The organism is Serratia sp. Res13-Sevr-LER1-36-b (assembly GCF_015673035.1).
GTDB lineage: Bacteria > Pseudomonadota > Gammaproteobacteria > Enterobacterales > Enterobacteriaceae > Chania > Chania fonticola_C.
In genome coordinates this window covers 1-13,295 of record NZ_JADACK010000009.1, presented here as the reverse complement: position 1 = coordinate 13,295, position 13,295 = coordinate 1, and the positions used below count along the sequence as shown (strand labels likewise).

Sequence of the window (13,295 nt, the reverse complement as noted above, 5' to 3'; positions counted from 1 at the left end):
TTTACATTTAAGCCAATTAAAAAGCCATAATGCGGTAATATATTCACACCCCGGCAACAAATAATATTGCACCAAATAGTGTGACCCTGTTCAAGACGAAAAACGCCCAATAATGCTATTTATTCTGCATGGTTTTCTCTAACGTGGATCTGCGTCATCATGAATCATTTAGAACTGCAGGCACTGCGTCAGCTTTTTTTTATGACGGTCGAAGAATGTGCGACCTATATTTCACCTGACAACAATTTAGCTACATGGCAACAATGGGAGCGTGGTGAAAGTGAAATACCGAACGCTATTATTGATACATTCACAAAAATGATTAAAAAAAGAAAAACCCACATCAACGCCATCATCGACAAGATCAACAATCGCATTGGGAATAACACCATGCGCTTCTTCCCCGATTATGCGTCCTTCCTGGCTGTTTACCCCCAAGGTGATTATCTGGAATGGAAAATTTATCAGTCGGTTGCCGCACAACTTTATGCTTATGATCTAGAGCGGCTATGTTAACCCAAACTAATAGGATAAATCGCGCTCGTTAACCTGGATGGAATTTAATAAGGACGGCTTATCAACACCGCCTGCCCATAGTTTTAACTGACTATCACTCCTGACAGCAGGCTAACGCCTGTAACAATCTCGTGCCCAGCCGTTTTTCCCGGCACGAATTATTTATTATGAACGAGTTTCTGAGCAACAACCTATGGAAAACAAGTATGTACCAACGGCCTTGGGGCTGTATCTGAACTATCTGGTGCACGGTATGGGGGTGATATTAATCAGCTTGAATATGCCTTATCTGGCAGAACAATGGCACACCGATGCCGCAGGCATCTCTATCGTCATCTCTTCTTTGGGCATTGGCAGGCTAAGTGTGTTATTAATCACCGGCATGTTATCCGATCGTTTTGGCCGCAGACCCTTTATTTTCCTGGGGATAGTGTGCTATTTGGGCTTCTTTTTCGGCATTCTGCTTAGCCACACCATTATTATCGCTTATGTATTTGGTTTTTTAGCCGGCGTCGCCAACAGTTTTCTCGACTCGGGCACCTACCCTACGCTGATGGAGGCGTTCCCCAAGTCGCCAGGCACTGCCAATATCTTGATCAAAGCCTTTGTCTCCGGCGGCCAGTTTATGTTGCCGATGGTCATCAGCCTGCTGGTCTGGGCTGAGGTCTGGTTTGGCTGGTCCTTCCTGATCGCCGCCGGCATTATGCTGCTCAACGGCCTGTTCCTGCTGCGCTGCCCATTCCCCGCGCACCCGGGGCGACGAGTGGCCGCCGAGCCCGATGTAGCTACAGATGACAATCACCGCTGTTCCATTGTTGATCTGATCAGCTATACCCTCTATGGCTATATCGCCATGGCCACCTTTTACCTGATCAGCCAGTGGCTGGCACAGTATGGCCAGTTTGTGGCGGGTATGAGCTATACGATGTCGATCAAGCTGCTGAGCATCTACACCATCGGCTCACTGATGTGCGTATTCATCACCGCCGGGCTGGTAAAGAAAAGGTTTAAATCAACCACCTTTCTGATGCTGTATACCTTTATCTCTTTCATTACCTTACTCACCGTTTGCCTGTATCCCAACATGTACGTCGTGATGGTTTTCGCCTTTGTTATCGGCTTCTCTGCCGCAGGCGGGGTCATGCAGTTGGGGCTGACGCTGATGGCTACCTGCCTTCCCAATGCGAAAGGCAAAGCCACCGGCATCTATTACAGCGCTGGCAGCCTCGCAACCTTCACCATTCCGTTGATTACCGCCAAGATTTCCGAAACCAGTATCGCCAACATTATGTGGTTCGATACCGCTATTGCAGCCTGTGGTTTTCTACTGGCGCTGTTTATTGGCTACCGTAGCCATAAAGAAGCTAACCGTCCCTTCAAGATGGCCCAAGTTATCAACTGATCCCACACCTTTTACCTCCTCCTGAACACGCAGATAAACGGGCGCAGCATGCAGCGCCCCTACGTTATGAGCCGGTTGAAAAATGTGGTTTTATTCCTCCGGCTGGCTGCAGAGACAATATTATTATGACCGTATGCAATATGAGACATTATTCCGTCAGCAGCTGAGCCCCAGACAAAGTAAATAGCTTGTTAATAACCATTAGCTTTCACTGCCCCCAAAAAGGAAACACCTGGCTACAGCCCTTCGCACCTAATTTAACTGGGGAAATACCGGCACAATTCGGCAACACCATCAAGCACCGTCTCAGCATCTTTCCCTGCAATAAAGTTGAAAACTAAAACGGCATATTACGTATTTATCACCTACTGCATTACCTATACTCAGCACACGTCAGGTTGCCGGTGTATTGGCGGTTATCCATGACCCAAGTTATTTACCGCAGTGTGACTTACCGGGATATTTTCACCCATTACTTTCCCGCAATGATTAACGATTGATTAAAAAGAAAGGCCACCAGAACAACAGGTCCCCTGGATCCAAAAACGTAAAAAATTAGCGACAAGCGGAGAACAGCATGAGCCAGAGCAAGGCCTTCAAAGCGCCATTTTTGTTAGCGGTCATCAGTATCTATTTGAGTTATTTTCTCCACGGCGCCAGCGTCATTACGCTGGCGCAAAACATGACGCCACTGGCCGAGAAGTTCGGCACCGACAACGCGGGTATTGCCTACCTGATATCCGGCATTGGGTTGGGCCGGCTAGTCAGTATTCTGTTCTTTGGCGTGATATCGGATAAGTTTGGCCGCCGCGCCGCCATTTTGATCGGCGTCGCCCTGTATATTCTGTTCTTCTTTGGCATCCCGGCCAGCCCTAATCTGATCGTCGCCTTTGGCCTGGCGGTTTGCGTTGGCGTTGCCAATGCGGCGCTTGATACCGGCGGCTATCCTGCCCTGATGGAGAGCTATCCCAAGACTTCCGGCTCGGCGGTGATCCTGGTAAAAGCCATGATCTCTTTCGGCCAGATGTTATACCCGATGTTGGTCAGCTACCTGTTGGTCAGCCACATCTGGTACGGCTACGCGATGGTTATCCCGGGGATCCTGTTCGTCCTGATCACCTTGCTGCTACTAAAAAGCAAGTTCCCCAGCCAGCTGGTTGATGCCTCCGTGGCCAAAGAATTGCCGCAGATGAACAGTAAGCCGCTGGCCTGGTTGGAGGGCGTCTCCTCCGTTATCTTCGGCGTAGCCGCATTCTCTACCTTCTACGTGATCGTGGTCTGGATGCCTAAATACGCCATGGCATTTGCCGGTATGGCGGAGGCCGACGCGCTGAAAACCATCTCCTGGTATAGCCTTGGCTCGCTGATGTGCGTGTTTATCTTCGCCCTGCTGTTAAAAAGCACCGTACGCCCGGTGTGGGCCAACGTGTTTAACGCCGGTGTTTCGGTGATCGCGGCAACCATTATCTATCTGTATCCGTCACCGCTGGTTTGTAACCTTGGCGCCTTTGCGATTGGTTTCTCTGCCGCCGGTGGGATATTGCAGCTTGGCGTCTCCGTCATGTCGGAGTTTTTCCCGAAAAGCAAAGCCAAGGTCACCAGCGTTTATATGATGATGGGCGGGTTAGCCAACTTCTTGATCCCATTGATTACCGGCTACCTCTCCACCATTGGTTTGCAATACATCATCCTGCTGGATATTGCCTTTGCCCTGCTGGCCTTTGTTACCGCCATCATCGTCTTCATTCGCTATTACAGAGTATTCAAAGTCCCGCAAAGTGACCTGCGATTGGGCGAGCGCTTTTTCCAATAACCCAAAACAGCAATTACGCAGGTTTGCGCCCCACACGAACATGGTTAGACAAGGAGTTTAGAATGGATGTAACCGCAAAATATGAGCTTATCGGGCTGATGGCCTATCCGATCAGACACAGCTTATCGCCAGAGATGCAAAATAAAGCGTTGGATAAAGTCGGGCTACCTTTTACCTATATGGCTTTCGAAGTCGACACCACCACCTTCGCCAGCGCCATTGAAGGGCTGAAGGCGTTAAAAATGCGCGGCACCGGCGTCTCGATGCCTAACAAGCAGTTTGCCTGCCAGTATGTCGATGAATTAACGCCAGCAGCCAAACTGGTCGGCGCTATCAACACCATCGTCAACGACGATGGCTATCTGCGCGGCTATAACACCGACGGTACCGGGCATATTCGGGCCATCAAGGAAACCGGGTTTGATATCAAAGGCAAAACCATGGTGCTGGTCGGCGCGGGTGGCGCTTCTACCGCCATCGGCGCACAGGCCGCCGTTGAAGGCATCAAAGAGATCAAGCTGTTTAATCGTAAGGACGAGTTCTTTGAACAGGCGCTCGCCTTTGCCAAACGGGTCAACGACAACACCGACTGCAAGGTGACAGTGACCGATCTGGCAGATCAGCAAGCGTTTGCCAGCGCCATCGCCAGCGCGGATATCCTGACTAATGGCACCAAGGTCGGGATGAAGCCGTTGGAAAACGAGAGTATCGTCAGCGACATCGCCATGCTGCGCCCGGAACTGCTGGTGACGGAGTGCGTGTATAACCCGCACATGACCAAGTTGCTGCTAATGGCCCAACAGGCAGGTTGCAAAACGGTGGACGGTTACGGCATGTTGTTATGGCAAGGCGCCGAACAGTTCAAACTGTGGACTGGCAAGGATTTCCCACTGGAATACGTTAAGCAGGTGATGGGATTCGAGGCGTAGCATTCCCGTAGCGCGTGGTGATGGGCTTAAATCACCACCTTATTGATTGCGGCAAAACAGCATGCAAAAGGTAAAAATGAAAACCATAACCGTAAAAAACATTGTGTTCGGCGAAGGCGCGCCAAAAATCATTGTCTCGCTGATGGGTAAAGATATCCCTAGTGTGGTGGCTGAAGCGCAGGATTATCGTCACGCCGATTTCGATATTCTGGAGTGGCGCGTCGATCATTTTGCGGATGTTGCCACGCTCAGCAACGTGATAGCCGCCGCACATCAGATCAAAGAGATCATTGCCGACAAGCCGCTGCTGTTCACCTTCCGCAGCGCGCAGGAAGGCGGTGAGCAGGAGTTGCCCGCACAGGACTATATCGCGCTCAATCTGGCGGCGGTGGACAGCGGCCTGGTCGATATGATCGATCTGGAGCTGTTTACCGGTGACGAACTGGTCAAAGAGGCCGTGGCCCATGCCCACGCCAAGAACGTCAAAGTCATCATGTCGAATCATGATTTCCATAAAACGCCGCCGCAGGAGGAAATCGTCAAACGCCTGTGCAAAATGCAGGAATTGGGCGCCGATATTCCGAAGATCGCCCTGATGCCGCAAAACAAAAGTGACGTATTGACGCTGCTGGCCGCGACGCTGGAAATGCACGAGAAGCATGCCCACAGGCCGATAATCACCATGTCGATGGCCAAAACCGGCATTGTGTCCCGGCTAGCGGGCGAAACCTTTGGCTCAGCGGCTACCTTTGGCGCCGTCAAGAAAGCCTCCGCACCTGGGCAAATCTCCGTCACGGATTTACGCACCATATTAACGATACTGCATTAATTCAGTGGTGCACTGATATTACTTTCGGCGGGAATAATAGTACTCCCGCCGAATAAAACAAGTCACTAAAAAGAGCATTCAATTTTAATGCAGCTTAATTGCGGCATCCGCACGCCTGCGTGTGGGTTTGGTTGCCCCGCAAAATAAAATAAATGCATCGGTCATCAACAGGAGTAGTTATGGATCTGGTTAAGCCGAAAAGAATCAATGGCAGAGTCCCGGTATTATCGGCACAAGAGGCGGTAAATTATATTCCTGACGAAGCCACCTTGTGCGTATTAGGGGCCGGTGGCGGTATTCTGGAGGCCACCACCTTAATTACCGCGCTGGCAGAAAAATATCAAACCACGCAAACCCCGCGTGACCTGTCATTAATCAGCCCGACAGGGTTAGGTGACCGGGCCGATCGTGGCATCAGCCCGCTGGCACAGGTTGGGCTGGTGAAGTGGGCGCTGTGCGGGCATTGGGGGCAATCCCCACGCATCTCCGATCTGGCCGAGCAGAACAAGATTGCGGCCTACAACTATCCCCAAGGCGTGTTGACCCAAACCCTGCGGGCCGCAGCGGCGCACCAGCCGGGGATTTTAAGCGAAATCGGGATTGGTACCTTCGTCGATCCGCGCCAGCAGGGCGGCAAACTCAATGAAGTGACCAAAGAAGATCTCATCAAGCTGGTCGAGATCGATAACCAGGAATATCTCTACTACAAGGCCATTGCGCCCAACATCGCCTTTATTCGCGCCACCACCTGCGACAGCGAAGGCTATGCCTCGTTCGAAGACGAGGTGATGTATCTGGACGCATTGGTGATTGCCCAGGCGGTGCACAACAACGGCGGCATCGTGATGATGCAAGTGCAAAAGATGGTCAAGAAGGCGACGCTGCACCCTAAATCAGTGCGTATCCCTGGCTATCTGGTTGATATCGTGGTGGTCGATCCACAGCAGACGCAGCTGTATGGCGGCGCACCGGTAAACCGCTTTATTTCCGGCGATTTCGTGCTCGATGACAGCACCCAAATCGCCCTGCCACTTAACCAGCGCAAACTGGTAGCGAGACGTGCACTATTTGAGATGCGTAAAGGGGCGGTGGGCAACGTTGGGGTGGGCATTGCCGACGGTATCGGCCTGGTCGCCCGCGAAGAGGGGTGTGCCGATGATTTCGTGCTGACGGTCGAAACCGGCCCCATCGGCGGCATTACCTCTCAGGGTGTGGCCTTCGGCGCGAACGTCAACACCCGAGCCATCCTGGATATGACCTCCCAATTCGATTTCTACCACGGAGGTGGGCTGGATGTCTGTTACCTGAGCTTTGCCGAGGTAGATCAACAGGGCAACGTTGGCGTGCATAAATTCAACGGCAAAATCATGGGCACAGGTGGCTTTATCGATATCAGCGCGACGTCGAAAAAGATTGTGTTCTGCGGCACCCTCACCGCCGGCAGTTTAAAAACCGACATCACCGACGGCAAGCTGAATATTGTGCAGGAAGGTCGCGTCAAAAAATTCATCAAGCAATTACCGGAAATCACCTTTAGCGGCAAAATCGCGCTCGAGCGGGGATTAGACGTGCGCTACATCACCGAACGTGCCGTTTTTACGCTCAAAGCTGATGGCCTGCACCTGGTTGAAATTGCCCCCGGAGTGGATCTGGAAAAAGACATTCTGGCAAAAATGGATTTCACCCCGGTTATTTCCCCGCAGTTAACACTGATGGACAAGAGACTGTTTATCGACGGCGTAATGGGTTTCACTTTACCTGAAGCGGTATATTAAAAGGAGTAAGGCTATGGACTTTTCTTTAACTGAAGAGCAGGAACTGCTGCTTGCCAGTATTCGGGAACTGATCGGCAATAACTTTTCGGAAGAGTATTTCCGCACCTGCGATCAGACCTCAACCTACCCTACCGAGTTTATGCGCGCGCTCGCCGATAGCGGTATTTCTCTGTTAGGTGTGCCAGAAGAGTTCGGCGGCATACCGGCGGACTATGTCACCCAGATGCTGGCGCTGATGGAAGTCTCCAAATGTGGCGCACCGGCGTTCCTGATCACCAACGGCCAGTGTATTCACAGCATGCGCCGTTTCGGTTCGGCCGAACAGTTGCGCAAGACGGCAGAAAGCACGCTGGCCACCGGCGATCCGGCCTATGCGCTGGCCCTGACCGAACCGGGCGCAGGCTCGGACAATAGCGCCGCGACCACCACCTACACCCGTAAAAACGGCAAGGTGTATCTGAACGGGCAAAAAACCTTTATCACCGGTGCGAAAGAATACCCGTACATGTTGGTACTGGCACGCGACCCTGAGCCCAAAGATCCGAAGAAGGCCTTCACCCTGTGGTGGATGGAATCCAACAAGCCGGGCATTAAGGTCAATCCGCTGCACAAGATCGGCTGGCACATGCTGAGCACCTGCGAAGTTTACCTCGATAACGTTGAGGTGGATGAGAGCGATATGGTGGGTGAAGAAGGCATGGGGTTCCTCAATGTGATGTACAACTTTGAAATGGAACGCCTGATCAACGCCGCACGCAGCGCCGGTTTCGCCGAGTGCGCGTTTGAAGATGCCGCCCGTTATGCCAACCAGCGTATCGCCTTCGGCAAGCCGATCGGCCATAACCAGATGATCCAGGAAAAGTTGGCGCTGATGGCAATCAAGGTCGACAACATGCGTAATATGGTGATGAAAGTCGCTTGGCAAGCGGATCAAAAACAGTCACTGCGCACCAGCGCCGCGCTGTGTAAGCTCCACTGCGCCCGTACGGCGATGGAAGTGATTGATGACGCCATCCAGATCATGGGCGGGCTGGGCTATACGGATGAGGCTCGCGTTTCCCGCTTCTGGCGTGACGTGCGCTGCGAAAGGATTGGCGGTGGCACTGATGAAATCATGATTTATATTGCTGGCCGCCAGATCCTGAAAGACTACCAGAGCAAATAAGGTAATAAAACGCCAGGAGGCAGTCAATAAGCCAACCTCCTGGCGAATTATTAATAAACCACCAGCGAATTCAACCCGGTAAATACGCCGGTTCTGCCAAGTTATTATTGAACTGTTTACGATAATCACTTGGGGAACAACCGACATGGCGCATAAATAATTTGGCAAAATGGTCGACGTTTTCGTACCCTACCCGCCAGGCGATCTCATTGAGGCTATTATCGGTATTGGTCAGCGTAAACTTGGCCTCGGTGATCCGGCGCTGAATAACGTAATTAATCGGTGATATATGATATTCGCGGGCAAACTCATGGCAAATATAGCTGACGCTGGCGCGAAACTTTTTAGCTAACTGTTCGAGAGTGATCTTTTCACGATAGTTATTATTCAAATAAACCAGTACATCCTTCACCAGCACATCTTTCTTTATGTATCCCAACTCTGAACGGTAAGCGTTTTTAAAGTTCTCATAAAACAGCGCGGTGAGGGCATAACCATAAGCATCGTAAATCGATGAGGTTAACTCGTTTTTCTGCTGGGGTAGCCTCACGCCGAGTTCATGAAGGATCGTTTTTATCACCTCTCCCCCTTGCCCAACGGAAACTACCGGGCAGGAGTGAGGCTGTAAAATCTGATTCTCTTCCCAGCCCTGAAACTTGAAGCCATGGACGGCACAGGTATAGGTGGTAGCCGGAGAGGTGCAGTCAGATGCTACCGCATGGAGTCGGCCAGGCTCAATAACCACGATATCACCAGCGTGTGCCACGTAGTAAGAGGAGTCGATGACCAGCCTGGCCACCCCCTGCTTAACGTAAATCAGCTCGCTCTCATCATTATGCACATGATGCCCAGACTCCCAGTTGGGATCGTCACTGATGACGAACCGTGAGAGTTTTGGCGTCATCCCCTGCGCAAAAAGGGCTTCTTTTTTATTATCGAAACAGCGCTGAAACATGGCAACCTCCACACAATACAGTTGGCTTTGGCAAAATGATCAGTGGCTAAAATAGAGCGACAGAAAACAATATACAATATGAGCCCAGACGACTAAAACAAGATAGTTTGCCCCGCATGCAAGATGGCACGAAAATAAAATCACGACGTTCGCGCCGCCGGCTTACCTTACTCACTGGCAAACCATTTTCCCGCACGGCAATCCATCCGTTGTTAACCGTTTTTTTGCAAGATTGTTAGCAACAAAAACAGATTATCCAGTCGTAAATCCCCCTGCGCACTCGCAATATATTGTCATGCTTTTTGTCCTTTCCGCTGATAGAACGCTCTCTGCCGCCAGCGAGCGACCCACAGGAGATATCATGAAAATAATAACCTGCTTTAAGCTGGTCCCCGAAGAGCAAGATATTGTGGTTACCGCACAACGTACGCTCGATTTCGATCACGCCGAAGCCAAAATCAGCCAGTTCGATTTGAATGCGATCGAGGCCGCCACCCAACTGGCCACCGAGAACGACCAGATTACCGCGCTCTGCGTGGGCGGCTCGCTGCTGCAAAACTCCAAGGTGCGTAAGGACGTGCTGTCGCGCGGCCCTCATGAGCTTTATCTGGTGCAGGATGCACAACTGGAAAACGCGCTGCCGATGGATACCGCACACGCACTGGCCGCCGCCGCAGATAAAATCGGCTTTGACCTGATGCTGTTTGGTGAAGGTTCCGGGGATTTGTATGCACAACAGGTGGGCCTGTTGGTTGGGGAGATCCTACAGCTCCCTACCGTTAATGCCGTCAGCCAAATCCAGTTTGCCGGTGACCGTGTGCTGGTTGAGCGCACGCTCGAAGAAGAAGTAGAAGTGCTTGAACTGCCGCTTCCAGCGGTGATCTGCGTAACCTCAGATATTAACGTTCCCCGCATTCCGACAATGAAGGCGATCCTCGGCGCCGGGAAAAAACCGGTCAATCAGTGGCAAGCCAATGATATCGCCTGGAGCCAGACGCCGCCTTTGGCCGAGCTGGTCGAGATCACCGTACCGCCACAGAAACAGCGTCAACGCATCATTCTGGAAAACGACTCGCCGGAAGCCATTGCCGAGCTGGCGGACCATCTGAAAAAAGCGCTGAACTAACCCACGACTGGAGAAAATCATCATGAGTAAACTGACAAACGTATGGGTGTTCAGCGACAACGTTGAGCGCTACGGTGAACTGATGGCTGGTGCACGCCAGTGGGGCGAGCATGTTTATGCCCTCGTGCAGGACAGCGAACAGGTTGCCCGGCTCAAGTCTCTGGGTGCAGACGGCATCTACGTGCTGGAGAAAACCTCTGCGCTGCAGCGCATTGAAAATTATGCTGAGACCCTGGCGGATATCCTGAAAGAGGTGAACGGCGAACAAACTCCGGCCTTGGTGCTGATGGCTGCCACCAAACGTGGTAAAGCACTCACCGCCCGCCTGGGCGTACTGCTGAACGCTGCGGTGGTGAACGATGTGACCGCCGTGCACGTCGACGGGGCTGATTTCATCGCCGAACACCGTATGTATGGTGGATTGGCCTTTGGTAAAGAAAAGATCAACTCCACCACCGCTATCATCACCCTGGCTCCCGGTGTGGTGGAGCCTGCCGCTGCCGACCCGGCGCATGACTGTCTGGTCACTCAGCTCAGCTATGTTGCCCCGCGTCAGGAAATCCTCTGCAAGGAGCGCCGTGCCAAAGCGCTGAGCAGCGTCGATCTCAGCAAGGCCAAACGCGTGGTTGGTGTCGGACGTGGGCTGGCTGCACAGGACGACCTGAAAATGGTCCATGAGCTGGCAGCCTTGTTAGGAGCAGAAGTTGGCTGCTCTCGTCCTATCGCCGAGGGCGAAAACTGGATGGAACGCGAGCGCTATATCGGGGTATCTGGCGTGCAGTTGAAATCCGATCTCTACCTGATGTTGGGCATTTCCGGGCAGATCCAGCATATGGTCGGCGGCAACGGTGCCAAGATCATTGTCGCGGTCAACAAGGACAAAAACGCCCCGATCTTCAACTATGCCGACTACGGCCTGGTGGGCGACATTTACAAAGTGGTCCCAGCCCTGATCGACCAATTAGGTCATTAACCCTTTGATTCACCGCACGCATCCCGCCGCACACCCGCGGCGGGATAGGGAGCATAAGCATGTCGGATGATAAATTTGATGCCATCGTGGTCGGTGCTGGCGTCGCTGGTGCCGTAGCCAGCTACGTGATGGCGCAGGCCGGGTTGGATGTGCTGGTCATCGAACGCGGCAACAGCGCTGGCAGTAAGAACATGACCGGGGGGCGCTTGTATGCCCATAGCCTGGAACGCATTATGCCCGGGTTCGCTGAGGAAGCGCCGGTAGAACGTAAAGTCACCCGCGAAAAGATCTCATTCATGACGGAAGAAAGCGCCGTCACGCTCGATTTCCACAGCGAGAAACCGGACATTGCCGCCCAGGCGTCATATACCGTGCTGCGCAACCGGTTCGATCCCTGGCTGATGGAAAAAGCCGAACAGGCCGGAGCACAGTTTATCTCGGGTGTCCGCGTCGACGCGCTGATACGGGAAGGTAATCAAGTCACCGGTGTGCAGGCGGGCGACGATATCCTGAAGGCTGACATAGTGATCCTGGCTGACGGCGTGAATTCCATGCTCGGCCGCTCGATTAACCTGGTGCCCCCCTCTTCACCACATCACTATGCGGTAGGCGTCAAAGAGCTTATCGGGTTATCCCCCTCGGTGATCGAAGATCGCTTTAACCTCTCTGGCAATGACGGAGCCGCCTGGCTGTTTGCCGGTTCCCCGTCCAATGGCCTGATGGGGGGCGGATTTCTCTATACCAACCGGGAATCCATTTCTTTAGGGCTGGTATGCGGCCTGGGGGAGATTGGCCACGCGGGGAAAAGCGTACCCCAGATGCTGGAGGACTTTAAACAGCACCCCTCCATTCGCCCACTGATCCAGGGAGGAAAACTGCTGGAGTACGGCGCGCATCTGGTTCCGGAAGGCGGCAAGGCCATGGTGCCAACGCTGGCTGACGGCGGCGTGATGATCGTCGGCGACGCGGCAGGATTCTGCCTGAATCTGGGCTTTACCATACGCGGCATGGATCTTGCCATTGCATCGGCTCAGGCCGCCGCCAATACGGCCATCGCGGCCAAGCAGCGGCAGAACTTTTCCGCCAGCAGCCTGGGGGAATATAAGCACGCCCTGGAGCAAAACTGTGTGATGCATGAGGTACACCACTTTCGCAAAATCCCTGCGCTCATGGAAAACCCGCGCCTGTTTACCCAGTATCCGCGCATGGTCGCGGACATCATGGGGGATATGTTCACCATCGATGGCAGCCCTACTCAGCCCGTGCGTAAGGCTCTGATGAAAAGGGTGAAACAGATTGGACTGATGAATTTATTGAAAGACGGCATCAAGGGGGCAACAGCGCTATGAGCAGCGAAAATCCGGTCAACGTAGACGTCAAACTGGGCATCAACAAGTTCCATGTCAATGAAGGCCATCCGCACATCATTCTGGTGGATAACCCCAATATGGACGAGTTCCGTAAGCTGATGCTGGCCTGCCCTGCCGGGCTGTATAAGCAAGACAGCGCAGGCAATATCCATTTCGATTCCGCCGGTTGTCTGGAATGCGGGACCTGCCGCGTGCTGTGCGGCGACACCATTCTTAAGCAGTGGGAATATCCTCTGGGGACGTTTGGCGTTGAGTTTCGCTACGGGTGAGCGTCTGCCTGAAAGAGCGTGCCAGCCCCTCACCCCAACCCTCTCCCGTAGGGAGAGGGAGCTGATAGCCCTTGCACTTTTGGCAGTAAAGAGACCCTCTCAGCAAACCGCTCGTCACTGATCAAAGGTGGGTCACTACAATTTCAAACACGCTCGATCGGTCCCCTCTCCCT

Annotated in this window: 12 protein-coding genes; 11 read left to right on the top strand and 1 reads right to left on the bottom strand. The window is 52.8% G+C overall.

Going from position 1 to position 13,295, the window contains the following annotated elements; genetic code table 11:
- The first annotated feature begins 159 nt into the window (after window positions 1-159).
- From IMQ33_RS06875 to IMQ33_RS06845, 7 genes are all read left to right on the top strand, one after another.
- Window positions 160-516, top strand: coding sequence for a YdiL family protein (locus tag IMQ33_RS06875; protein WP_196061623.1), 357 nt, complete (start codon window positions 160-162; stop codon window positions 514-516).
- A gap of 193 nt (window positions 517-709) precedes the next feature.
- Window positions 710-1,918 (top strand): MFS transporter, encoded by a 1,209-nt coding sequence (locus IMQ33_RS06870; RefSeq protein ID WP_196061622.1) that lies wholly within the window; start codon window positions 710-712, stop codon window positions 1,916-1,918.
- Window positions 1,919-2,495: 577 nt separating this feature from the next.
- Window positions 2,496-3,731 carry an MFS transporter gene (locus IMQ33_RS06865; protein ID WP_196061621.1) on the top strand — a complete coding sequence of 412 codons (1,236 nt, stop codon included), beginning with the start codon at window positions 2,496-2,498 and terminating at the stop codon, window positions 3,729-3,731.
- Window positions 3,732-3,793: 62 nt separating this feature from the next.
- On the top strand, window positions 3,794-4,660 hold the full coding sequence (gene ydiB, locus IMQ33_RS06860) for a quinate/shikimate dehydrogenase (protein ID WP_196061620.1): 867 nt from the start codon (window positions 3,794-3,796) through the stop codon (window positions 4,658-4,660).
- A 76-nt stretch (window positions 4,661-4,736) separates the two neighbouring features.
- Window positions 4,737-5,489, top strand: coding sequence for a type I 3-dehydroquinate dehydratase (aroD, locus tag IMQ33_RS06855; protein ID WP_196061619.1), 753 nt, complete (start codon window positions 4,737-4,739; stop codon window positions 5,487-5,489).
- A gap of 179 nt (window positions 5,490-5,668) precedes the next feature.
- Window positions 5,669-7,264 (top strand): acyl CoA:acetate/3-ketoacid CoA transferase, encoded by a 1,596-nt coding sequence (locus IMQ33_RS06850; RefSeq protein WP_196061618.1) that lies wholly within the window; start codon window positions 5,669-5,671, stop codon window positions 7,262-7,264.
- Window positions 7,265-7,277: 13 nt separating this feature from the next.
- Window positions 7,278-8,429 (top strand): acyl-CoA dehydrogenase, encoded by a 1,152-nt coding sequence (locus tag IMQ33_RS06845; RefSeq protein WP_024483672.1) that lies wholly within the window; start codon window positions 7,278-7,280, stop codon window positions 8,427-8,429.
- A gap of 70 nt (window positions 8,430-8,499) precedes the next feature.
- On the opposite strand, the gene IMQ33_RS06840 is transcribed toward IMQ33_RS06845, so the two are convergent.
- The gene (locus IMQ33_RS06840; RefSeq protein ID WP_196061617.1) at window positions 8,500-9,384 is read right to left on the bottom strand and encodes an AraC family transcriptional regulator; all 885 of its coding nucleotides are present in this window, start codon (window positions 9,382-9,384) and stop codon (window positions 8,500-8,502) included.
- A 361-nt stretch (window positions 9,385-9,745) separates the two neighbouring features.
- Between IMQ33_RS06840 and IMQ33_RS06835 the strand changes: the two genes are divergently transcribed.
- The 4 genes from IMQ33_RS06835 to IMQ33_RS06820 are packed head-to-tail and all read left to right on the top strand — an operon-like array spanning window position 9,746 to window position 13,122.
- On the top strand, window positions 9,746-10,510 hold the full coding sequence (locus IMQ33_RS06835) for an electron transfer flavoprotein (protein ID WP_024483670.1): 765 nt from the start codon (window positions 9,746-9,748) through the stop codon (window positions 10,508-10,510).
- Window positions 10,511-10,532: 22 nt separating this feature from the next.
- A complete protein-coding gene (locus IMQ33_RS06830) occupies window positions 10,533-11,483 on the top strand; it encodes an electron transfer flavoprotein subunit alpha (protein ID WP_065683857.1) in 951 nt (316 codons plus the stop codon).
- Between the two features lie 59 nt (window positions 11,484-11,542).
- Complete coding sequence (locus IMQ33_RS06825) at window positions 11,543-12,832, top strand: FAD-dependent oxidoreductase (RefSeq protein ID WP_161740113.1); 1,290 nt, start codon at window positions 11,543-11,545, stop codon at window positions 12,830-12,832.
- Window positions 12,829-13,122 (top strand): ferredoxin, encoded by a 294-nt coding sequence (locus IMQ33_RS06820; protein ID WP_024483667.1) that lies wholly within the window; start codon window positions 12,829-12,831, stop codon window positions 13,120-13,122. Before IMQ33_RS06825 ends, IMQ33_RS06820 begins: the two co-directional genes overlap by 4 nt.
- Window positions 13,123-13,295 lie beyond the last annotated feature (173 nt).